General features: G+C 57.7%; 18 protein-coding genes. 8 read left to right on the top strand and 10 right to left on the bottom strand.

From position 1 onward, the window contains the following. Nucleotides 1-131: 131 nt before the first annotated feature. Entirely contained in the window at nt 132-383 is a 252-nt protein-coding gene (locus tag OKB77_RS19590) for a DUF1289 domain-containing protein (protein ID WP_005336715.1), read from the top strand. A gap of 132 nt (nt 384-515) precedes the next feature. On the opposite strand, the gene OKB77_RS19585 is transcribed toward OKB77_RS19590, so the two are convergent. The 4 genes from OKB77_RS19585 to apbC form a co-directional block, all read right to left on the bottom strand. After that, nucleotides 516-1,985, bottom strand: coding sequence for an inorganic phosphate transporter (locus tag OKB77_RS19585; RefSeq protein ID WP_021230067.1), 1,470 nt, complete (start codon nt 1,983-1,985; stop codon nt 516-518). Between the two features lie 377 nt (nt 1,986-2,362). Next, nucleotides 2,363-2,944, bottom strand: a complete 582-nt coding sequence (gene dcd, locus OKB77_RS19580) for a dCTP deaminase (protein WP_005336719.1) — start codon at nt 2,942-2,944, stop codon at nt 2,363-2,365. 63 nt (nt 2,945-3,007) lie between these two features. Next, nucleotides 3,008-3,652, bottom strand: a complete 645-nt coding sequence (gene udk, locus OKB77_RS19575) for a uridine kinase (RefSeq protein ID WP_005345570.1) — start codon at nt 3,650-3,652, stop codon at nt 3,008-3,010. A 110-nt stretch (nt 3,653-3,762) separates the two neighbouring features. After that, nucleotides 3,763-4,845 carry an iron-sulfur cluster carrier protein ApbC gene (apbC, locus tag OKB77_RS19570; RefSeq protein ID WP_005352136.1) on the bottom strand — a complete coding sequence of 361 codons (1,083 nt, stop codon included), beginning with the start codon at nt 4,843-4,845 and terminating at the stop codon, nt 3,763-3,765. 186 nt (nt 4,846-5,031) lie between these two features. Here apbC and metG point away from each other — a divergent pair, with 186 nt between their 5' ends. Further along, a complete protein-coding gene (metG, locus tag OKB77_RS19565) occupies nt 5,032-7,065 on the top strand; it encodes a methionine--tRNA ligase (protein WP_270818215.1) in 2,034 nt (677 codons plus the stop codon). Between the two features lie 136 nt (nt 7,066-7,201). On the opposite strand, the gene OKB77_RS19560 is transcribed toward metG, so the two are convergent. Both OKB77_RS19560 and OKB77_RS19555 read right to left on the bottom strand, forming a co-directional pair. Then, complete coding sequence (locus OKB77_RS19560; protein WP_270818213.1) at nt 7,202-8,068, bottom strand: CHAD domain-containing protein; 867 nt, start codon at nt 8,066-8,068, stop codon at nt 7,202-7,204. A 15-nt stretch (nt 8,069-8,083) separates the two neighbouring features. Then, nucleotides 8,084-8,356, bottom strand: coding sequence for an acylphosphatase (locus tag OKB77_RS19555; protein WP_005345583.1), 273 nt, complete (start codon nt 8,354-8,356; stop codon nt 8,084-8,086). Nucleotides 8,357-8,438: 82 nt separating this feature from the next. Here OKB77_RS19555 and OKB77_RS19550 point away from each other — a divergent pair, with 82 nt between their 5' ends. Continuing rightward, nucleotides 8,439-9,869 carry a methyl-accepting chemotaxis protein gene (locus tag OKB77_RS19550; protein ID WP_270818211.1) on the top strand — a complete coding sequence of 477 codons (1,431 nt, stop codon included), beginning with the start codon at nt 8,439-8,441 and terminating at the stop codon, nt 9,867-9,869. A gap of 129 nt (nt 9,870-9,998) precedes the next feature. Here OKB77_RS19550 and OKB77_RS19545 read toward each other — a convergent pair whose 3' ends face one another. Continuing rightward, complete coding sequence (locus OKB77_RS19545; protein ID WP_270818210.1) at nt 9,999-11,576, bottom strand: flagellin N-terminal helical domain-containing protein; 1,578 nt, start codon at nt 11,574-11,576, stop codon at nt 9,999-10,001. A gap of 294 nt (nt 11,577-11,870) precedes the next feature. On the opposite strand from OKB77_RS19545, the gene OKB77_RS19540 reads away from it, so the two are divergent. After that, nucleotides 11,871-13,064, top strand: coding sequence for a class I SAM-dependent methyltransferase (locus OKB77_RS19540; RefSeq protein ID WP_047440115.1), 1,194 nt, complete (start codon nt 11,871-11,873; stop codon nt 13,062-13,064). A gap of 350 nt (nt 13,065-13,414) precedes the next feature. Then, on the top strand, nt 13,415-14,599 hold the full coding sequence (locus tag OKB77_RS19535; RefSeq protein ID WP_265775569.1) for an acyltransferase family protein: 1,185 nt from the start codon (nt 13,415-13,417) through the stop codon (nt 14,597-14,599). A 33-nt stretch (nt 14,600-14,632) separates the two neighbouring features. Here OKB77_RS19535 and OKB77_RS19530 read toward each other — a convergent pair whose 3' ends face one another. Next, entirely contained in the window at nt 14,633-15,061 is a 429-nt protein-coding gene (locus OKB77_RS19530; RefSeq protein ID WP_265775570.1) for a GNAT family N-acetyltransferase, read from the bottom strand. A gap of 404 nt (nt 15,062-15,465) precedes the next feature. Here OKB77_RS19530 and selD point away from each other — a divergent pair, with 404 nt between their 5' ends. Genes selD through OKB77_RS19515 form a run of 3 tightly spaced genes read left to right on the top strand, consistent with a single transcriptional unit; the run spans nt 15,466 to nt 18,282 of the window. Next, nucleotides 15,466-16,503, top strand: coding sequence for a selenide, water dikinase SelD (gene selD, locus OKB77_RS19525; RefSeq protein WP_088868923.1), 1,038 nt, complete (start codon nt 15,466-15,468; stop codon nt 16,501-16,503). Beyond that, the gene (mnmH, locus tag OKB77_RS19520) at nt 16,500-17,615 is read left to right on the top strand and encodes a tRNA 2-selenouridine(34) synthase MnmH (RefSeq protein ID WP_270818207.1); all 1,116 of its coding nucleotides are present in this window, start codon (nt 16,500-16,502) and stop codon (nt 17,613-17,615) included. Before selD ends, mnmH begins: the two co-directional genes overlap by 4 nt. 22 nt (nt 17,616-17,637) lie before the next feature. Next, nucleotides 17,638-18,282, top strand: coding sequence for an MBL fold metallo-hydrolase (locus tag OKB77_RS19515; protein WP_270818205.1), 645 nt, complete (start codon nt 17,638-17,640; stop codon nt 18,280-18,282). 809 nt (nt 18,283-19,091) lie between these two features. Here the strand turns inward: OKB77_RS19515 and rnd are convergent. Both rnd and fadD read right to left on the bottom strand, forming a co-directional pair. Continuing rightward, entirely contained in the window at nt 19,092-20,204 is a 1,113-nt protein-coding gene (gene rnd / locus OKB77_RS19510) for a ribonuclease D (protein WP_058059758.1), read from the bottom strand. Between the two features lie 108 nt (nt 20,205-20,312). Continuing rightward, complete coding sequence (gene fadD / locus OKB77_RS19505) at nt 20,313-21,989, bottom strand: long-chain-fatty-acid--CoA ligase FadD (protein ID WP_085942148.1); 1,677 nt, start codon at nt 21,987-21,989, stop codon at nt 20,313-20,315. Nucleotides 21,990-22,179 lie beyond the last annotated feature (190 nt).

The raw sequence follows: 22,179 nt of genomic DNA, 5'->3' as shown, positions 1-22,179 counted from the left end.
AGAGCCATGCTCGGCGGGGAAGATGCCAAATTTGCAGGGGGAAAGCAAACGACATCAATCACTTGAAGCAGGATTTCTCCAAAGGGGATCCGCTGGGTTATAACAAGGTGACAGGATGTGCGAGGTGATGGATGGAACAGCTCGAAATCTTCCCGCTGCAGAGCCCCTGCATCGGGGTCTGCGAAGTGAACAACAAAGGCTACTGCAAGGGGTGCCTGCGCAATCGCGAAGAGCGTTTCAACTGGCTCACCATGACCCCTGCCCAGCAACAAGAGGTGATGCGCCTGTGTCGGGATCGCAAACGCCGGGTCGAGGCTGCGCGGCGCAAGGCTCGCGAAGGCGATCAACCCGAACCAATACCGCAATCTGGCTGGGATTTCTGACCCGCTCCTAACATCCCTGCAAGCCATATTCCTGCGCTCACGAGACACGACCTATCCAGCATATAAAAAATGCCGCCCGATCTTTCGACCGGGCGGCATTGTGATTGTGATGCGCGTTATGAACGCGGCAGATCAACCAAACAGATGGTGGCTGACGATGAACAGGCCGCCGGAGAGCAGCATGGTCAGCGGCAGGGTCAGCACCCAGGCCATCAGGATTGTCTTGATAGTCTGGCTCTGCAGGCCGGATTTGTTGGCAATCATGGTCCCCGCCACCGCAGAAGAGAGGATGTGGGTGGTGGACACAGGCATACCGGTCAGACTGGCGACCCCGATGGAGGTTGCAGCAGTGATCTGGGCCGCAATGCCCTGGCTGTAGGTCATGCCGGTGGTGCCGATCTTCTCGCCCACGGTATGGACGATACGACGCCAGCCCACCATGGTGCCACAACCGAGCGCCAGCGCGATGGAGACGATCACCCAGGTCGGTGCGTATTCAGCGGTCGCAGTGAGATCCTTGCGCCATTTGGCCAGATCGGTCAGCTCCTTGGCTGGCAGCGGCAGCTTAGCCGCTTTGCGGGCGGTGTCATCGATACAGAGCAGCAGACGACGCACTTCGCGGCGGTCAGTCAGGCTCATCTGATCATAAGTACGCACGGCCCCCAGACGGGCATCCAGGGTGGCCATCGCCTGCAGCACGCCATCTGCGGAGCAGTGGGTCATCAGCTCTTCCTGAGCCGTTGCCGGTGCAGAGAAGTTGATGACGCCAGAGAGGGCGGACTGGTTGCGCTGGTAGATCTCCATGATGCGCTGGTTGGCATCCTGGGTCCGATCCAGGTCATAAGCGCGGCTGTTCATGTCCAGCGCGAAATAGGCGGGCGCCATGCAGATCAGCACCAGCATCACCAGACCGATACCCTTCTGGCCATCGTTGGAGCCGTGCACGAAGCTGACGCCCATGGCCGAGGCCACCAGGGTCAGACGCGCCCAGAACGGCGGGTGTTTCTTGCCATCCACCAGCTGGCGCTCTTCCGGCGTTTTGTGGATCTTGTTGCTGGTCCAGATGCGCTTCATCGCCAGCAGCAGCAGCGCCGCGATGATGAAGCCGATGGTGGGAGAGATGATGAGGGAAAGCATGATGTCGATTGCTTTGCCCACGTTAATCCCTTCTGTCACCGGTTTATGGGTGATCCAGGCATAGGCGCCGCCGACCCCCAGAATGGAACCGATCAAGGTATGTGAACTGGAGGCCGGGATCCCGAAGAACCAGGTGCCCAGGTTCCACACGATGGCGGAAAACAGCAAGGAGAAGACCATGATCAACCCTTGGGTGGAGTCCATCCCAAGCAGCAGGTCGATGGGCAGCAGATGGACAATGGCATAGGCCACACCCAGACCGCCGAACATGACGCCAAAAAAGTTGAAGATCCCCGATGCAACGACCGCCAAGTGAGCTGGCATCGCTTTGGTATAGATAACCGTTGCTACCGCGTTGGCGGTATCGTGAAAGCCGTTGATAAATTCATAGGCAAGCACAAAAAAAACGGCCAATACCAAACCGATTGACCACCACAAACCCAAACCACTAAACATTTCAAACATAAAAAAAAGCCTGTTTATGAGTTGCGGCGGATTATGCCAGATGGCGGCCAACACCATAGCCACCATTGAAATATTTCAGCCATAAAAAAAAAGAGCTTTTTGGAAAAAAATATCCTAGAGCCAGCCTTCATGCGGCTTGCCATCGATTAATTAAAGCCATCAATGATTGCGGGAAAGGGCAAAAATAGCTGACAATTAAGCCAATAATTTCATTTTTATGACGTTTTTATGACAGAAAAACGGGCGGAAGTGGTGATAAAACGTCCCAGCCCCACCAATCTCATCCGACCAGCACCATCAACCCCATATCCGTTTGATTCCAGATGCAAAAAGGGAGCACCTTGTGCTCCCTCGAATCATTGCCGTGTTGCCAGTTATCAGTCCTGATTGATGCGGCTGGCAACGGCGCCCTGCTGGCTCTTGTACTTGGCATTTTCCCGCTTGTTGTAGGGACGGGCCGCGACGCCCGAGAGCATCTCGAAGTTCAAGGCGCCGATCTTCATCTTCGGACGCAACGCCAGCGGCAGTTTGCCGCCATTGTAGAACTCCAGCACGATGCGACCGGACCAACCCGGATCGATGCGGTGCGCGGTCACGTGCACCATCAAACCCAGGCGCGCCAGTGAAGAGCGGCCATCCAGCCAGCCGACGATATCGGCAGGCAGGGTGACGGATTCGTAGGTCACCGCCAGCGCCAGCTGACCCGGGTGCAGGTAGAAGGCTTCGCCATCGGGGATGTGGATCTCGTCACTCATCACCCGATCGATGGCATCGGCCATCTCGCTGCTCGGGCCGCTCAGGTCGATATAGGGCGCGGTATGATCGCGAAACACCCGAAACTCGTTACCCAGCAGCACATCGACACTGACACCACTGATCCGCTCTACCCCGGGCCGTGGCTCAATGACGATCTTGCCTTCATCCAGATGGCGTTCAATATCGGTATCACACAGACGCATTGGGCGACTCTCCTGACAAATTGTGCTTTTAAAAAAGCCGGGCATCACCCGGCTTGTTTCATCTTAACCAATCAACATGTGGCGAATACGCGCCTTGAGCATGTCGATGGCGATGCGGTTCTTGCCACCACGGGGCACGATCACATCGGCATACTGTTTGGACGGCTCGATAAACTGCAGGAACATCGGACGCACTGTCTTCTGATACTGCTTGAGCACGGAGTCCATGGTACGGCCACGCTCCTGCACATCACGCACCAGACGGCGCAGCAGGCAGATGTCGAGCGGGGTATCCATAAAGATGGAGGCGTCCATCAGATCCCGCAGACGGCTGTCGGTCAGCAGCAGGATCCCTTCCAGAATGATCACCCGGCGCGGCGCAAACGGGGTCACTTCGCTCATCCGGGTGTGTTCGGTGTAGGAGTACTGGGGAATGGCAACTGCGTCACCTTTGACCAGCTGGCTCAGGTGCTGTACCAGCAAGTCGTGATCCAGCGCGTTAGGGTGGTCATAGTTGGTCTTGACCCGCTCTTCCATGGTCAGGTGGGTCTGATCACGGTAGTAGCAATCTTCGGTGATCACACCAATCTGACCTGCGCCCAGTTCGGCCACCAGCTCTTCATAAATGGTCTGGGCTATAAGACTTTTGCCAGACGCAGATGCGCCCGCAATACCGATGATCACACACGAATGTTGAGTATCAGACATGACAAATACCTAAAAGAGAAGAGCAGTGGGGATGGTTTAAACCGATCCATTATATAAAAAAGGGTGGGTCATGCCCACCCTCAATTCCCTTTCAAGTGACCGACCGCCGATTATTCATCCAGCGCCATGGCATAGAGGGGGGTCGCAATCGGTTTTGCGCTGAAAAAGAGTTCAGCCCCTACCCTACGCGCCAGCTTCAAATAGGCCTGAGCCAGGCTCCCTTCCGGTGCGCCGAACACCGTCGGGCAGCCATCATCCATGTGTTGGCGGATGTCGATGTGCAGCGGCAACTGGCCAAGCAGTGCTACTTGATACTGCTCTGCCATCTTCTGGCCGCCTCCGGTACCGAACAGCGGCTCATGGTGACCGCAGGCGCTGCAAACGTGGTAGCTCATGTTCTCGATGATGCCGAGCACCGGCACATTGACCTTGTTGAACATGGCGATCCCCTTGCGGGCATCGGCCAGCGCCACATCCTGCGGGGTGGTGACGATCACCGCCGCCGAGGTGGGCACCTGCTGGGCCATGGTGAGCTGGATATCGCCGGTGCCCGGCGGCATGTCTACCACCAGATAATCCACCTCGCCCCAGCGGGTCTCATGGAGGATCTGCGCCAACGCCTTGCTCGCCATCGGGCCGCGCCAGATGGTGGCATCCTGCTCGGAGACCAGATAGCCGATGCTGTTGCTCTTGAGGCCACAGGCCATCACCGGCTCCATCAGCTTGCCATCATGGCTGACCGGGCGCTCTGTGAGGGTGCCCATCATGGTGGGAATGGAGGGGCCATAGATATCGGCATCGAGAATAGCGACCCGCGCGCCCTCTTTTTGCAGGGCCAGCGCCAGGTTGACCGCAGTGGTGGATTTGCCCACCCCCCCCTTGCCGGAAGCAACCACGATGATGTTGCGAATGCCCTGCACGGCATTGAGGCCCTGCGCCCGCGGCATGCTGGCGACGTCAATCTCCAGTGCCCAGTCGATACGGGCGGCGCCGGTGGCGCTGCGCAGTCTGGCATCGTAGTTCTCTTTGAGCTGATCTAGCAGCGAGAGACCGGCAAACGGCAATACCAGCCGGATAGTAAGCCCCTGACCCTGATTGATGATCTCGCGAACGAATCCGGCATCCACCAGATCCTTGTGCCAGCCTGCTGGCTTAAATTCGGCGAGGATCTGTTTTACTGAATCAATCACCATTAACTCCTCATTATCTTGTCATTATCTTGAGGTGAACGGTTACCGCACACAAATCAGTGGCTTGCCTGCCATCGTAACAGCAGGTGCTGCCAAGGTTGGCACAGCCACAACCCTAGGCAGGCTACCCCCAATTCGGGTAACATGCACGGCACTCTATCATCCCAACAAGCACATCAAGAACGTAATATGGCAACTGATCCTCGTAAAATGCTGGTAACCTGCGCCCTCCCCTATGCCAATGGCTCCATCCATCTTGGCCACATGCTGGAACATATCCAGGCCGATATCTGGGTTCGTTATCAGCGAATGCGCGGTCATCAGGTGCACTTCATCTGTGCCGATGATGCCCACGGCACCCCGATCATGCTCAAGGCACAGCAGATGGGGATCACCCCGGAAGAGATGATTGCCGCTGTCTCCAAGGAGCATCAGGCCGATTTCGCCGGGTTCAACATCAGCTTTGACAACTATCATTCCACCCACAGCGACGAAAACCGCGAGCTGGCGGAGTTGATCTACGGCCGCCTGAAAAATGGTGGCTTTATCAAGAGCCGCACCATCTCCCAGCTGTTCGATCCGGAAAAATCGATGTTCCTGCCGGATCGTTTCGTCAAGGGAACCTGCCCCAAGTGCAAATCTCCGGAGCAGTATGGCGACAACTGCGACAGCTGCGGCGCCACCTACAGCCCGACCGAGCTTATCGATCCGAAATCTGCTGTCTCCGGCGCGACTCCGGTCATGAAGGACTCCGAGCACTTCTTCTTCGACCTGCCGCAGTTTGAAAAATGGCTCTCTGAGTGGGTGCGCGGCTCCGGCGCCATTCAGGAAGAGATGGCTAACAAGATGCAGGAGTGGTTCGAAAGCGGCTTGCAGCAATGGGACATCACCCGTGATGCCCCCTACTTCGGGTTCGAAATTCCCGGCGCCCCGGGCAAGTACTTCTACGTCTGGCTGGATGCCCCCATCGGCTACATGGCCTCTTTCAAGAACCTGTGCAACAAGCGTGGCGACATCGACTTTGACAGCTACTGGAAAGCGGACTCCGACGCCGAGCTCTACCACTTCATCGGCAAGGACATCGCCTACTTCCACTGCCTGTTCTGGCCGTCCATGCTGGAAGGTGCCAACTTCCGCAAGCCGACCAAGGTCAACGTACACGGCTATGTGACCGTCAACGGCGCCAAGATGTCCAAATCCAAGGGCACCTTTATCAAGGCATCTACCTACCTGAACCACTTGGATCCGGAATGCCTGCGTTACTACTACGCCGCCAAGCTCAACAGCCGCATCGATGATCTGGACCTGAACCTCGAAGATTTCGTGCAGCGCGTCAACGCCGACGTGGTCAACAAGCTGGTCAACCTCGCCTCCCGCAACGCCGGTTTTATTGCCAAGCGTTTTGGCGGCAAGCTGGCTGCCACTTGCGCCGAGCCCGAACTCTACGCCGAATTCGCCAACGCCCGTACCGCTATTGCGGAAGCCTATGAGAGCCGCGAGTTCAGCCGCGCCATCCGCGAAATCATGGCGCTGGCCGACAAGGCCAACCGCTACGTGGACGACAAGGCGCCCTGGGTTATCGCCAAGCAGGAAGGCGCTGATGCCGAGCTGCAAGCTGTTTGCTCCGTCGGCATCAACCTGTTCCGTGTGCTGATGGCCTACCTCAAGCCCGTCATGCCGCTGCTGGCCGAGCGTGCCGAAGCCTTCCTGGCTGAAACCCTCAGCTGGGATGGCATCGAAATGCCGCTGGTCGATCACACCGTTGAGCCGTTCAAGGCCCTCTTCTCCCGCATCGAACCTACGAAGATTGAAGCCATGATCGAGGCATCCAAGGAAGACCTGGCCAAGGAGCAGGCACCGAAAGTGACCGGTCCGCTGGCTGATGACCCCATCAGCGAAACCATCACCTATGACGACTTTGCCAAGATTGACCTGCGCGTAGCGCTGATCAAGAAGGCCGAAGCGGTACCGGAAGCCGAGAAGCTGCTCAAGCTGCAACTGGATATCGGCGGCGAAACCCGTCAGGTGTTTGCCGGTATCAAGTCCGCCTACAACCCGGAAGATCTGGAAGGCAAGCTGACCGTGATGGTGGCCAACCTGGCGCCGCGCAAGATGCGTTTCGGCATGTCCGAAGGCATGGTGCTGGCTGCAGGCCCGGGCGGCAAGGATCTCTGGATCCTGGAGCCGCAGGAAGGCGCCCAGCCGGGTATGCGCGTCAAGTAAGCGTATCGCTGACTGCGACCACAACCAGATAGAGAAGAGAGGCCAAACGGCCTCTCTTTTTTGTCTCACCTGTTTGACCTGGATAGTTTTTGTAGATGCTGGTCGCGGATGACTTTCGCAGATTGCGGTCTCGGAGCTATCCACAACAGGGATTCGCGGGCGATACATTTTGTTCTGAATACCTGACCAGCCGACTTGGCATGTCATTCATGTTGTGGCCTGCCTGCATCGCCAGTTTGAGCGCCACCAGCTCCGCCTGCTGGCAGTCCAGTTGACGCAAACGGGTGGTGATCTTCCCCTTCAACTGCTGCCGCAGTTTCGTCTGCTTCTGGGTGTTCCCCTGCTCTGCTCGCAACCTCCGCCGCCATTGTCGCCAATCCTGCAACTGGCCGAGTCGCTCCTGCCAGTGAGTCAGGGTGCTCAACCAGCCGGGATCTCCACTCCCCAGATCCAGCAACAGTTCCACGCCATAACGGGCCTGCTTGATCTCGAGGCGCAGCCGATGCCAGCGGTGCAACTGTTGCTGACGGGAGCTGGCAGATTTCCCAACGCAGGGAAGAGGTTCATCGAGAGCGCTCTGTGCCTCATCAAGGCGCAGGGCCAGATGCTGCTGATAGAGGAGCGCCAATTCCCGCGCATCCTGCACCTGCACCACCACCGCGAGCCAGCGGGCCAGTCGCCTCGACAACAGGGGTACGCGAGAGGCAGATTTGTGAGTATTACCCGTGCTGGCAGGCGGCTTGCCAAAACGCTCGGCGTAGACCTGAGCATCCCTCAGCGCCGAGAGCCGCCCGACCGAGCGCAGCAGACGCTGCTCCAGCTCGGGATGATAGGTGAGTGGCCGCCACAGGGCGAGCAGCGCCAGCAAGCGGCGCGCCGCGATACGGTACCCATGCACGGCCGGTTCGCTGGCCTCTTCGCGCACCGCTCGCGCCGCCTCCTGATAACGGGCGACCCAGCTTGTTGCCTGAGTCAGCAACAGACCTTCCTTGTCAGCGTCCATCTCGTCTCCGCCCCTTCAGTTGGTGTGAAAGCCCTGACCGGTGGGCGGCAGCGCCTCTTCATATTCCATCCGGGTCACCCGAGCGGTGCGCGGGCCATGCTCCAGCCAGCCCAGCATCATCTGTACCCCCTGCGCGGGGCCGCTGATGAGGATCTCCACCGAGCCATCCTCCAGGTTGTAGGCATGGCCCCGCAAACCCAGTTGCAGCGCCCGCTCACGGGTGAAATAACGAAATCCCACCCCCTGCACCTGCCCCCACACCCGAATGACAAACGATTGCTCTCCCATTTCTCACACCTTCCGCTTAAGAAAAAAATTCCCGAGACGATAATGTGCCCGACACTCTATCTCTGCAGGATGCAGCTCCATTATGAAAGAAGTTAAATTCCGGTGGGTTGACCGCTATCTCATTCACCTCACCATCAGTGAAAAATTCCATATCACGTTCTGGTTACCTCTCTTCATCATCGCCTTTCTCAGCTGGTATATGCTGGCGGCCAGCCATCAGCAGGAGATCTCCCTGCGGGTAGCGCAGTTGCAACAACGGGTCGAAACCACGGCGCAGCTGGTCAGCCAGCAGCCCACTCTGGTGTTGCCTGCTGATCTGCGTCTGACCCGGCAAGGCAGCAGCGGGTTGCAGCAGCAAGGAGGTCACTACCTCTTTACCGCGCCAGCGGGTCAGGCGGGCTACGTCACCGGTGATCTCGATACCGGCAACCTCTCCATGTGGAAGGGTCAGGGCTCGACCCTGCTCCTGATCGGCGCGCTGGCCGCCCTGATGGCGCTAGTGATCCACTACATGATGACCTTTGTCTCCGGAGCGCTTTACTCCACCAACAAGGCGCTGCAAACCGTGGCGGACGGGGATCTCACCTTCCGACTCAACTTCTTCCCGGTGCGGGACGAGTTCTCCACCCTGGCGGGCAGCATCGACCGCTTTACCGACCGCCAGCACCAGATCGTCAAACTGGTGGAGGAGTCTGCCGAAGCGCTGACCATGGCCGCCGACGAGTTTCGTGACCATGCCCGCGAAGGCGAGACCATGGCGCGCTCCCAGCGCCAGCACATGGATTCACTGGCCACCGCCATGGAGCAGATGTCAGCCGCCATTCGCGAAGTAGCGCGCAATGCCAACGACACCCTGCAGCAGACCCGCCAGTCGAGCGAAGAGGCAGCCAATGGCGCCAACCGGGTAGCCCGCACCATCGAAGCGATCCGTACCCTGGCCGACGAGATTGGCAACGCCTCCGGCGCGGTCGAGCGCTTGACCCACAACGCCAACCGGATCAACGAGGTGGTCAACGTCATCAACGCCATCTCCCAGCAGACCAACCTGCTGGCCCTCAACGCCGCTATCGAAGCGGCCCGTGCCGGTGAGCAGGGTCGCGGCTTTGCGGTGGTAGCGGATGAAGTGCGTACTCTCGCCAGCCGTACCCAGCAGGCGACGGTGGAGATCCAGCAGATGATCGAAGAGCTGCAGACCGGTACCGGCGCGCTGAACGAGATAATGGAAAAGACTGTAGGGCGCGCCGCCAGCAGCCAGCAGCTCATCAGCGAGGTGGGGCTAGATATCGAAAAACTGAGCAACCACAGCGATGCTGTGCTGGAGATGAGCACCCAGATCGCCACCTCCAGCGAAGAGCAGAGCTCGGTCGCCGCCGAGATCACCCACAATCTGGATCAGGTGCGCCATGAAGCGGCGCAGGTGGAAGAATCTGCCAGCGCCTCGGTAGCCGGTACGCAGGGGCTGAAAGCCACCGCCAGCGAGCTGACCCAGGCACTCAAGGGGATCACTCTCTGACGCTGCCGAATAGCATCCGGCAACAAGAAGCAATAAGAAAAGAGGCCACCCATTGGGTGGCCTCTTTGTCTGTATGGATAGTGACCATGAATGATAGCGACCAATTGCTATGCTGGCTGGCAGCCCCGCTCAGGATTGCAGCAAACTCAGGGCCGCATTGGGGCGACTGTTTGCCTGACTCAAAATCGAAGCACTCGCCTGCTGCAAGATTTGAGTGCTGACCAAACGCGCCGATTCTACCGCCATGTCGGCGTCCCGGATCCTTGAACGGGCAGCGCTGAGGTTCTCATTGGCATTGGCCAGATTGCGTACCCGTGAATCCAGCGCGTTGGCTTGGGCCCCGAGCCGAGAACGCTGAACACCCAGCTGTTTCATACCCACATCCAGGGTTTTGATGGCCCTGCTGGCGTTGTCTTCACTAAGAACATCAATATTATCAACGGTATATTTCTTCTTGTCCTCTTGATAAAAGCCAAGCGCATGCAAGCTGGATCCCTGCATATCAATATTGGAATACTTGTCGCCTGATGAGCGCAGCTCCATCTGACCGATATACGTCGTCGATGTAACATCGGGTAACAGAGAGCTCAGAGAGGAACTACTGATCACCGGAGGCGCCGGTGGTGCCGGTGGTGCTGGTTGCGGAGGGGGGGTTGTGCCATTGGCCAGCGCAAGGCTGTTGCCCTGAGCGCTATGCATGGTCAATGCATTGCTGGCGGGATTGCTGTTGTTGGAGGCACTCACATAAAAACCCAGACCTGCCGATTGCGCAGTATTGTTGATGCGTTGAACCACGGTTGCCATGATGGCACTATTTTTTGCTGTCGGATTGACCGGATCCCATCCGGTCATATCAATGCCTGTGGTCAAATCCACAGAGTGACCCGCCACATCGATATAGGAGGGTAATGCGGATAAATCGACCGCGGAGGCGACTGAAAATGGCAGTTGTTGCGCTTGTACCGGCCCCTGATTATTGGGAAAGGTGGTGCCATTAATATCTGCCACGAACGCTTCCAGGGTTGAATAGTCCTTGTCAAAAGTGACGCCATTAAGGGTGATAGGCTGAGATGAAAGCTTGAGATCAGCAATGTCATACGCCCCAGGCTTGCTTCCTGCCGGACTGCGCGCTCGCCACTCCATCTCCCCCAGATTTTTGGTCTGGGCATTGAGATCGGTAATGACGGTATTCTGTCCTGCATAGGCACCGACCAAGAAGATACCTTCGTAACTCCCCGCCAGCAGGTCCTGTCCGGCAAACCGGGTACCTGTGGCAATCCGGTCCATCTCCAACTGCAGTTGCTTGAACTCAGCATTCAGGGCTACGCGATCCTCTGCTGTATTGGCACCGCTTCCCGACTGCAGTGCCAGGGTGCGCATCCGCTGCATCAGGTTCACCGACTCATCAAGCGCCCCATCGGCGATGTTGATCACCGAGATCCCATCATTGGCGTTGCGAATAGCGGTGTTGATCCCGTTCACTTCACTGGTGAGGCGATTACTGATCTGCAAGCCTGCTGCATCATCAGCGGCACTGTTGATGCGCAAGCCGGATGAGAGTCGTCGATATACCGAATCCAGCGTGTTGGATGATTGACCAAGATGGCGAGAAGCATTGAGGGCAGAAATATTGGTAGCGATGGAGAGGAACATGGACAGCTCGATACAGGAAAGATTCAAAATGGTCTTCCCCACTATCGACATCATCAAATGACTCTTTAGCGAAAATCACTATAAAGTAAGGTTAAAACGCTTTATTGGCTACATTGTGCACATATAGCGACCAGCGCTGAACAAAAAAAAAAGCACAACCAACTGTGACATATAAGATAAACAGCGTGAAACGCCAACATTGAGATTCTGCAAATCTTGCATATGCAACACTCGGGCGTTGTCCAGACGTACAATTCGTCACTCTGCCATATACCAGCAAAGGCTGGCTTAGCCGCACTATTGCACATAGAATGTGGCCCCTTTTCTTTCTACCATCGGCAAACATCCATGAGCGCTTCCATCTATCTCGTCAAAGGCCGCGAAAAATCCCTGCTGCGTCGCCACCCCTGGATCTTCTCCAAGGGGATTGAGCGGGTTCAGGGCAACCCCATTGACGGCGATACCGTCGAGATCTATGCCAACGATGGCAAGTGGCTCGCCCGTGGCGCTTGGTCAGGCAGCTCCCAGATCCGAGCCCGAGTCTGGACCTTCGACAAGGATGAGACCGTCGATCTCGACTTCTTTATCCGTCGTCTCAAATATGCGCAGGAGTCTCGCGATCCGCTGATCAAGCGTCAGGGTCTCACCGGTTATCGCCTCTGCGCCGCCGAATCCGACGGCCTGCCGGGTCTGACCATCGACCGTTATGCCGATTTTCTGGTGTGCCAGGTCCTCTCTGCCGGCGCCGAGTTCCAGCGTGAGCTGATAATGCAAGCACTGCGTACCCTCTACCCAGAGTGCAGCATCTATGAGCGCTCCGACGTGGCAGTGCGCAAGAAGGAAGGGCTGAAAGAGCGCACCGGCGTCATCTATGGCGAGACCCCGAACGAGCCGGTGGTCATCGAGGAGAATGGCGGCGTCAAGATCCTGGTGGATATTCGCAACGGTCACAAAACCGGTTTCTATCTGGATCAGCGGGATAACCGTCAGGCTGCCGCCAAGTACACCGAAGGCAAGCGGGTGCTCAACTGCTTCTGCTACACCGGTGGGTTTGGCGTTTATGCCCTCAAAGGCGGCGCCAAGGAAGTGGTCAACGTCGATCTCTCCCAGAATGCGCTGGATATCGCCCGCCAGAACGCCGAGCTGAACGGGCTGGATACCAGCAACACCCAGTTCGTCCGTCACGACGTGTTCAAGCTGCTGCGGGAATATCGCGAGAAGGGCGAGAAGTTCGACGTCATCGTGCTGGATCCGCCCAAATTCGCCGAGAGCAAGGCCCAGCTGCTGGGCGCCTGCCGAGGCTACAAGGACATCAACATGTTGGCGTTCCAGCTGCTGGCGCCGGGTGGCGTGCTCTTGACCTACTCCTGCTCCGGTCTGATGGAGCAGAGCCTGTTCCAGAAGATCGTCGCCGATGCGGCGCTCGACGCCGGTCGCGATGCCCAGATCCTGGAGCTGCTCTCCCAGGCCTCTGATCACCCCATCGGTACCGCCTATCCGGAAGGCTTCTACCTCAAGGGTCTGGTGGTACGCGCCCGCTGATCGACAACCACCCTCCCCTTGTGATCAATCAGGCCCCTCGCGGGCCTGATTGTTTTGCATCGCGCCGTATGGGCCTGAGCCTGACGCTCGCCCCGATGACCACCCTCTCTGCTTTATTCGCGTTCCTTCTCCTCCTCTTTTGCTGCCGGCGCCCCACTTCTTCTCTGTTTAAATTACTTTGCACAATAACTGCACATTTATGATTCAAATCACATCCGTATGACTCTCTTTTTCGTAGTGTGATCCCGCCTGCGGCAGCCAAGCCGGGGCAGCCGCACCGTCAGGATTGATGGGCGGCACAACAACAAAATAGATGTCAGGCCAAGCTGAACATCACAAGGGATCCCGTTATGAATCAATCATTGCCGCTGTTAACGCCGCTGCGGGGCATCGCTGCCCTGATGGTGGTGCTGTTCCATGCCCGCTTGCTGCTCTTTCCTCAGTGGATGGAGCTGATCGCAGGCCACACCCAACTCATCGAGAACGGCTACCTCTGGGTCGATCTGTTCTTTATTTTGAGCGGCGTGGTGCTGGCCCATGTCTATGGGGAGGCCTTCACCCGCACGCCCCGCACCGTGGGCTATGGCCGCTTTCTCTGGCTGCGGCTGACCCGCGTCTACCCCCTCTACCTGGTAACCCTGCTGTTGCTGGTCGGCTGGGAACTTTACAAGGCGCAGCACGGAGTAGGCTTCTATGCCGGCCCCTTGTTCAAGATGTGGGAGTGGGAAGGGATGCCGCCTTTCGGTTCCCCCTTCACGCCAGCCGAAGCGCTGCCCAGCGCCTTACTGCTGCTGCAGGTGGTAACCGATCATGGGTTGACCTGGAACTTCGCCGCCTGGTCGCTCAGCGTAGAGTGGATCAGCTACCTGCTGTTCCCGCTGCTGATCCCGCTGGCGGTGACCCGCAGTCGCTGGAGCCATCTCGCCCCCCTACTGGCGCTGACGGTGCTGGCCTTTATCGTGCACAGTCGCGGCACCCTGGATGTCACCAGCGGCGCGCTTGCAGTGGGACGCGGGGTGAGTGAGTTTGTGCTCGGCCTCTGGCTGCTGCCGAGGGTGAAGGCCGCGAAAAGCTCGCCCATGATGAAGCATGATCTGCCGCTCTTGATCGCCTTTGTGCTGCCCTTCGCGCTGATGCAGTTCGCCATGACGCCGCAGCTGACCCTGCTGCTGATCAGCTCCTACGTGCTGTTGATCTGGATTGCCGCCGCCCAGGGGGAGCGCCAGAGCCCGCTGCTGCGCCTTTTGGATAACCGCTTCACCAACTGGCTGGGGGATCTCTCCTACTCCATCTACCTGCTCCATGCGCTGGTCCTGCTCACCGGCTGCGAGCTCATCCACTATCTGGCGCCAGGGCTCACCGAGTGGTGGTATGGCCAGACCAACCCGCTGCTGGGGGTGGTGGCCACCTTGCTGATGCTGGCGGTGCTGATCGGGCTCTCGTCGCTGAGCTACAACCTGCTGGAGCGGCCACTGCAACGGCGCCTGCGCCGCTGGGGCAAGTCACGGCAACCGGCGCTGGAGCAAGCCGGATAAATTAATCTCGCCCTGCTGGATGAGTTGACGGTTTTATGCCAACTCATCCAGTACCAGTTCATCCAGACTGCTCATCACCCAGGCACTCGGGTGCTGGCTAAATCCGAGCTTGGGGTAGTATACCACCGCCTGCGGCGCGGCCAGCAGGATCAGCTTGCAGCCAGGCTGCAATTGCAAAAACGTCTCGCGAATAAGTGCTTTGCCAATCCCCTGCCCCTGCACCGACTCGGCCACCGCCAGATCCGAGAGGTAGCAGCAAAAATGAAAATCGGTCACCGAGCGGGCCACACCGACCAGGGTCTCGCCCTGCCAAGCGGTGATCAGCAAATTGGCGTGATCCAGCATGCCCTGCAGGGTGGCCGGATGGTCCAACGGCCGTCTCGCCCCCAACGAGGTCTGCGCCAACAACGCCGCAAACTGCGCCGTGGTAATGGGGTGGTTAACCAAAAATGTGGTGGTCACTAAGCTCTCCTCCACGGGGTTGTGGTTGCACGCGCTGTTGCACTTTGACGTTCTCTTTGCTGCATCTGTACTGCAATCAATCAGCCAGCGCCGGATCCAGACCGATGACAGGCAAGTGCGGGCAATTCCCTGCTGTTTATGTGAATTCCTGTTCGAACCCCAAGGGGCAAATGTGGCATAATGCCCCGTCCTGTGGCCCTTGGCGGGGCTGCGCTGGCGCACCTTGTCGCCCTTTTCTTCCCCGTCCGGCCTGGCGGTCCTTCATAACTGCCAGTCATCGCTGCCCCTGTTGGCACCGAGGCCACCCATATTTGCGGCTTCTTGTCCTTCTCTCTACAAGGCCGCCCATTGACCAAGACGGCTCCACAGAGCCTCTGCTCTGTTTGCAAATAAAAGGGGTAAGTATGTCTTCCATTCGTCTGACCCAATACAGCCACGGCGCTGGCTGCGGCTGCAAAATCTCTCCCAAGGTACTCGACACCATCCTCAAGAGCCAGATCCCGGGCTTCAACGACCCGACCCTGATCGTTGGCAACAGCAGCAAGGATGACGCGGCCGTGGTCGATATCGGCAACGGTCAGGGCATTGTCTCCACCACCGACTTCTTCATGCCCATCGTCGATGACCCCTTCACCTTTGGCCGCATTGCCGCCACCAACGCCATCAGCGATATCTACGCCATGGGCGGCAAGCCCATCGTTGCCATCGCCATCCTCGGCTGGCCCATCAATACCCTGCCAGCCGAAGTGGCCCAGCAGGTGATCGACGGCGGCCGTCAGGTGTGCCATGAAGCGGGCATTTCACTGGCCGGTGGCCACAGCATCGATGCCCCCGAGCCCATCTTCGGCCTCGCGGTGACCGGTATCGTGCCTCTGGATGCCATCAAGCAGAACGACACCGCCAAGGTGGGTGACACCCTCTATCTGACCAAGCCTCTTGGTATCGGTATCCTCACCACCGCCCAGAAGAAGGGCAAGCTGAAGCCTGAACACGAGCAGCTGGCCCCCAACGCCATGTGCACCCTCAACAAGATTGGCCAGCGCTTTGCCGAACTGCCGGGTGTGCACGCCATGACCGACGTCACCGGTTTTGGTCTGGCCGGTCATCTGCTGGAGATGTGCGAAGGATCCAATGTCAGTGCCCGTCTCGACTTCAAGGCGCTGCCGCTGCTGGATGAGGTGGATTACTACCTCGCCGAGGGCTGCGTACCGGGCGGTACCCTGCGCAACCACGACTCCTACGGCCACAAGCTAGATGCCATGGACGATCGCACCCGCAACATCATGTGCGACCCGCAAACCAGCGGCGGCCTGCTGGTCGCCGTGGGTAAAGAGAGCGAAGCCGAGCTGCTCGCCATCGCGCGCGAAGCTGGGCTAGAACTCTCGCCCATCGGTCAGATCAAGCCCCTTGAGGGCTCCCGCTTTATCGAGATTGTCCAATGAGTAAATTGCCACTGGCCACGGACTACGCCCAGATTTTTTTAGGCGATGTGCCGTTGATTGATGTGCGCGCGCCCATCGAGTTCAAGGAGGGGGCCTTCCCCTGCTCGACCAGCCTGCCCTTGATGACAGACGATGAGCGCGCCCAGGTGGGGACCTGCTTCAAGAAGCAGGGTCAGGCTGCCGCCATTGAGCTTGGACACAAGCTGGTGGGGGGAGCTGTGCGTGCCGAACGACTCGAAGGCTGGCTGGCGCAGTTGCGCAAGCAGCCCGATGCCGTGCTCTACTGCTTTCGCGGCGGCCTGCGCTCGCAAACCGTACAACAGTGGCTGGCTGATGCCGGGGTGACTCGCCCCCGCGTCGCCGGTGGCTACAAGGAGCTGCGCCGCTTCCTGATCGACACCCAGGACAAGGCCTCTGCCGAGTGTCGCTGGACTGTGCTGACCGGCATGACCGGCTCCGGCAAGACCCATATGCTGGACCACGTGGCCCAGGCGCTCGATCTGGAAGGACACGCCCATCACAGGGGCTCGTCGTTTGGTCAGCTGCCCGGCGGCCAGCCCAGCAACATCAATTTTGAAAACAACATGGCCATCGAGCTGCTTAAGCGCCGCCATCAGGGCGAGCATGCCTTCGTGGTCGAAGATGAGAGTCGCCTGATCGGCCGCTGCTGCCTGCCCCTCTCCCTCCATGAGGCCATGAGTCAGGCACCGCTGGTGGTGGTAGATGTACCGCAGATCGATCGCGCCGAGCAGATCCGCGAAGATTACGTGCACGATCTCTGGCTGCGCTATCAAGCTATGTATGGCCAAGAAGAGGGATGGCCGCTGTTTGCCGCCTACCTCACCGATGCGCTGGCCCGCCTCAAGCGCCGCCTCGGCGATCAGGCCCACCGTGAGCTGGATGCCCTGATGCAGACCGCTCTCACCGAGCAGGAAAAGAGCGGTGATACCGCGCTGCATCTGGCCTGGATCACCCTGCTGCTGACCCGCTACTACGACCCCATGTATCTCTACCAGCTTGGCAACAAGCAGGAGCGCATCGTGTTTCGCGGTGACAAACAGGCCTGTCTCGACTATTTCGCCGAGCAGCATGCCAGCGCGCTGCGCGACTGACCCATCCCAAGAGAGGAACTCTATGTTGAAATTCGAGGTGATCCCGGTCACCCAGTTCGCCCAGAACTGCTCCCTCATCTGGTGTGACGAGACCCATCAGGCCGCCCTGATCGATCCGGGCGGCGAAGCGGACAAACTGCTGGCTGCCATCGCCAAGCGCGGCCTGACCCTGACTCATATCCTGCTGACCCACGGTCATCTGGATCATGTGGGTGCCGCCGCTGCTCTGCGGGAAAAGACCGGCGTCGCCATCACCGGCCCTCATAAGGAAGACGTCTTCTGGCTCGATATGCTGCCCCAGCAGAGCCAGATGTTCGGCTTCGCCCATACCCCCGCCTTCACGCCGGATCGCTGGCTTGAGCAGGGTGACAAGGTGCAGCTTGGCCAGTGCGAGCTGGATGTCTACTTCTGCCCCGGCCACACCCCGGGCCATATCGTGCTGCTGAGTCAGGCCGAAAAACTCGCCTGGGTGGGCGATGTGCTCTTTGCCGGCAGCATAGGTCGGACCGATTTCCCCCGAGGCGATCACGCGACCCTGATTAAGTCGATCACCGAGACCCTGCTGCCGCTGGGCGACGAAGTCGTCTTTATCCCGGGCCACGGCCCCAGCTCCACCTTCGGTCGCGAGAAGGTGAGCAACCCCTACCTGACCCAGCCTATCTGGTGATCAAAAAAGGCAGCGGTGTTCCGCTGCCTTTTCCTTTTTTCTGAAGTCCTCATTGCTATAGGTACAAGCGAGTCTTTATAATTCACCATGATTTGTCTCTGACCATCAAAACTTGGGAACAAAAATGTATCTTGCTTTAGCTATTGCCATATTGTTATTTATTTTTTTCCTGAAGAAGTCACGAGCCAGATATAGAATCAGAGATTACAAACGCCCAACAATCATTCATGGGATAATAATACTACTCGTTAATATTGCATTTGAAATAATATATAGAGCTGAGTTTGTCCCCATTCAGGCCAGTTACAGCAGCTTACTAACCTATGTACTGCCTCAAGTTATATACTACCTATTGTTGATCACCATTTTTTTAGTTATGGCATATAGATATGGTTTTTTCATATGGCCAGATGATAGAAATGCAATAAATAGACAGCATACAATCAATATCCCTATGTGCTTCTTGTTGACTATTTTTATAGTATGCCCATCTGCCATGCGAAATGGAATTATTGAAGCATCACCATATCTGCATGTTTGCAGTCTTATTGGTAGCGGACTTACCTCTATCTATCTTGTAAGAATTTTCACTATCAAGTTTAACAAGACAATTAATGATATATAACTTTTATTGCCAACACAGTCACGAAAAATAAGCTCGTTTATTTCGAACTCTTGTTCTTGAGCCACAATTATTTGATAAGCGACCGCAAGATATTCTGACATTTTAAATCTTAAATATCCCCTGAAAATAAAAAAATCCCCACCCGAGGGTGAGGATTGATTTATAGGTGCAACCGTCTGGTGGCTTATTGTGCCAGCAGGTGACCGACCAGCTCATGACGCCACCCTTGCAGCAGCATCGGCTTGTCGCTGCGAGCCCGCTCTTCGTCGTTCATCCGCCAGCTCCAGGTGAAGTACTGGTGAATGATCTTCTTGCTGGCAATCAGCTCGGGCGGAATATTGCTCGCCTTGGCCTTCTCTTCCACCATGGCTTTGATGCGCTTGAGCTCGGCCTTGTACTGGGGGAAGTCCACCAGCCGACGAATGGGCTCGGGCCAGCTGTCAGGATCGCTCTGCTGCGCCTTGGCGACAATATCGAGCATCCGCTTGCCGTGGATCTTGATCTCGATGGGCGAGAGGCCGAGCTCGTTGAGATCCCGCAGGGAGGCAGGACGACGCTCTGCCACCTTGAACAGGTGCAGCTCTTTGACCACGAAGTTGAGGGCCAGATCCCGGCGCACCGCCTCTTGCTGGCGCCAGGCGGCCAGCTCACGCAGGATGGCGAGCTCGCGGCGCCCCAGTTGCCAGGCGTTGACGATGTCAAGATATGCCTGACGGGGATCGCTACCCTGGGTCTTGCGGGCGGAGTGGTTTTGGCACTCCTGCTCGAACCAGGCAAACTTGCCGCTTTCCCGCAATTTGGCCATCACTTTCTCGTAGAGCGGCATCAGGTAGAAGACATCCGCTGCCGCGTATTCGAGCTGACGCGGCGTAAGCGGGCGTGCCAGCCAGTCGGTGCGCGCCTGATCTTTTTCCAGCTCGACCCCGAGGAATTCATTCACCAGCGCACCAAAGCCGACCGAGACGCCGTAACCGAGAAAGGCGGTAGCAAGCTGGGTGTCGTGCATCTGGTTGGGCAGGTGGCCAGCCTGATGCTGGATAAGCTCCAGATCTTCGCCAGAGGCGTGCAGGATGGCGATCTGCCCTTCCCTGCCCAGTCGTTGCCAGAGGGCGGAGAGATCCAGGGTAAGCGGATCCAGCAGCGCCAGATGCTCGCCGTCATAGATCTGGAACAGGCCAAGCTGGGGGTAGTAGGTACGGGTGCGAACGAATTCAGTATCGATAGCCAGGGGAACGTCGGCCAGAGAAGCGAGATACTGCTCAAGTTCGTCTTGCTGAGTGATAAGTTGATAGTGCATCTGTGCCTGCGCGGTTGATCAGGGCCAAAAAGAAAAAACCGTGGGATGACCCACGGTTTTGCATAACGACGGTGCTGGTTTGCAGAGGCTTCTGCAGCCACAGTCCGGTTATTGCTTGGCAATCTCCTCGTCGCGCAGTACGCGGCGCAGGATCTTGCCCACATTGGTCTTGGGAAGTTCGTCACGAAATTCTACCAGTTTCGGCACCTTATAGGCAGTCAGATGTTTGCGGCAGTGGGCAATAATCTCGTCCTCCTGCAATTTTGCATCTTTCTTGACCACAAAGATCTTCACCAACTCGCCGGAGACCTTGTGCGGCACACCCACGGCGGCCACTTCCAACACTTTCGGGTGCAGGGCAACGACATCTTCGATCTCGTTCGGATAGACGTTGAAACCGGAGACCAGGATCATGTCCTTCTTGCGGTCAACGATCTTGAAGAAGCCCTGCTCGTCGCACACCGCGATATCACCGGTACAAAGCCAGCCATCCTGCATCACTTCGGCGGTCGCCTCGGGACGCTGCCAGTAGCCCACCATCACCTGCGGGCCGCGCACCTGCATTTCGCCCGGGGTGCCGAGGGCGTGGATCACCTGACCGTTGTCATCTACCAGACGGATCTCGGTAGAGCAGACCGGCAAACCGATAGAGCCGTTGTAATCAGTGAGGTCGTAGGGGCAGACACTCACCAGTGGCGAGCACTCGGTCAGACCATAGCCTTCCAGCAGCGGAGTGTCGGTCAGTGTCTTCCACTTCTCCGCAACCGCGCGCTGCACCGCCATGCCGCCGCCGATGGTGAGCTTGAGCTTGTCAAAGGCGATCCCCTGAAACTCTTCGTTGTTGACCAGCGCATTGAACAGGGTGTTGACCCCGGTAATGCAGGTGAAGGGGTACTTCTTGATCTCTTTGACAAAGCCCGGAATGTCGCGCGGGTTACTGATCAGCAGGTTGTAACCGCCGATACGCATAAAGAGCAGGCAGTTCACGGTCAGGGCAAAGACGTGGTAGAGCGGCAGCGCGGTGACCACGAACTCCTTGCCGCGCTCCAGCATGGGGCCGTAGACGCCGAGGCACTGCTCGACGTTGGCAATCATGTTGCGATGGGTCAGCATGGCCCCTTTGGAGAGGCCGGTGGTGCCACCGGTGTACTGCAGGAAGGCGAGATCGTCGTTGGTGATCTCCGGCTTGATGTACTGCAGGAAACGCCCCTTGGAGAGGGCCTGACGCATGGTGGTGGCGTGGGGCAGATTGTATTTCGGCACCAGCTTCTTGACGTACTTGACCACGAAGTTGACCAAGGTGCCCTTGGCCAGCCCCAAGTTATCCCCCATCCGGGTCAGGATGACGTGCTTGATCGGGGTGTCGTAGACCACCTTTTCCAGGGTATGGGCGAAGTTGGAGACGATGACGATGGCTTTGGCACCGGAATCTTTGAGCTGATGCTCCAGCTCGCGCGGGGTATAGAGCGGGTTGACGTTGACCACGATCATGCCGGCGCGCAGGATGCCGAACACGGCGATGGGGTATTGCAGCAGGTTAGGCATCATCACCGCAACCCGATCCCCTTTCTCCAGCTTCAGCTCGTTTTGCAGGTAGGCAGCAAAGGCGCGGGACTGCTCTTCCAGCCGGCGGTAGGTGATGGTTTGGCCCATGTTGACGAAAGCGGGCTGATCGGCAAACTGGGTCACCGAGGATTCGAACATCTCGACCAGGGAGCTGTATTGGTCTGGATTGATCTCGGCGGGGACCCCTTCCGGATAACGTTTCAGCCAGACTTTTTCCACAAACTTCTCCTGCATAACTAGCACCTGTGCGCTCACTGTGTTGCCTCCATCCCGGTTCACATCCATTTTAATCGGTTGTTTTAAGCTGATGCTCTAATGCCGCACATATTTACACAGCGCAACATCAATTAACAGCAAATTAACAACAGAAAAATGTGAGGGAGAAAACAAACCTGGAATTATTGAAAGC

The sequence above is a fragment of the Aeromonas sp. Y318-3 genome, from assembly GCF_027706185.1.
Lineage (GTDB): Bacteria > Pseudomonadota > Gammaproteobacteria > Enterobacterales > Aeromonadaceae > Aeromonas > Aeromonas veronii.
Note: the sequence above shows the minus strand (reverse complement) of the source record. Positions and strands in the feature narration are given on the sequence as shown.

Excerpts from the sequence above, each read along its gene's own strand:
- OKB77_RS19590 (WP_005336715.1), top strand. The coding sequence starts at position 132 with ATGGAACAGCTCGAAATCTTCCCGCTGCAGAGCCCCTGCATCGGGGTC.
- OKB77_RS19585 (WP_021230067.1), bottom strand. The coding sequence starts at position 1,985 with ATGTTTGAAATGTTTAGTGGTTTGGGTTTGTGGTGGTCAATCGGTTTG.
- dcd (WP_005336719.1), bottom strand. The coding sequence starts at position 2,944 with ATGCGTCTGTGTGATACCGATATTGAACGCCATCTGGATGAAGGCAAG.
- udk (WP_005345570.1), bottom strand. The coding sequence starts at position 3,652 with ATGTCTGATACTCAACATTCGTGTGTGATCATCGGTATTGCGGGCGCA.
- apbC (WP_005352136.1), bottom strand. The coding sequence starts at position 4,845 with ATGGTGATTGATTCAGTAAAACAGATCCTCGCCGAATTTAAGCCAGCA.
- metG (WP_270818215.1), top strand. The coding sequence starts at position 5,032 with ATGGCAACTGATCCTCGTAAAATGCTGGTAACCTGCGCCCTCCCCTAT.
- OKB77_RS19560 (WP_270818213.1), bottom strand. The coding sequence starts at position 8,068 with ATGGACGCTGACAAGGAAGGTCTGTTGCTGACTCAGGCAACAAGCTGG.
- OKB77_RS19555 (WP_005345583.1), bottom strand. The coding sequence starts at position 8,356 with ATGGGAGAGCAATCGTTTGTCATTCGGGTGTGGGGGCAGGTGCAGGGG.
- OKB77_RS19550 (WP_270818211.1), top strand. The coding sequence starts at position 8,439 with ATGAAAGAAGTTAAATTCCGGTGGGTTGACCGCTATCTCATTCACCTC.
- OKB77_RS19545 (WP_270818210.1), bottom strand. The coding sequence starts at position 11,576 with ATGATGTCGATAGTGGGGAAGACCATTTTGAATCTTTCCTGTATCGAG.
- OKB77_RS19540 (WP_047440115.1), top strand. The coding sequence starts at position 11,871 with ATGAGCGCTTCCATCTATCTCGTCAAAGGCCGCGAAAAATCCCTGCTG.
- OKB77_RS19535 (WP_265775569.1), top strand. The coding sequence starts at position 13,415 with ATGAATCAATCATTGCCGCTGTTAACGCCGCTGCGGGGCATCGCTGCC.
- selD (WP_088868923.1), top strand. The coding sequence starts at position 15,466 with ATGTCTTCCATTCGTCTGACCCAATACAGCCACGGCGCTGGCTGCGGC.
- mnmH (WP_270818207.1), top strand. The coding sequence starts at position 16,500 with ATGAGTAAATTGCCACTGGCCACGGACTACGCCCAGATTTTTTTAGGC.
- OKB77_RS19515 (WP_270818205.1), top strand. The coding sequence starts at position 17,638 with ATGTTGAAATTCGAGGTGATCCCGGTCACCCAGTTCGCCCAGAACTGC.
- rnd (WP_058059758.1), bottom strand. The coding sequence starts at position 20,204 with ATGCACTATCAACTTATCACTCAGCAAGACGAACTTGAGCAGTATCTC.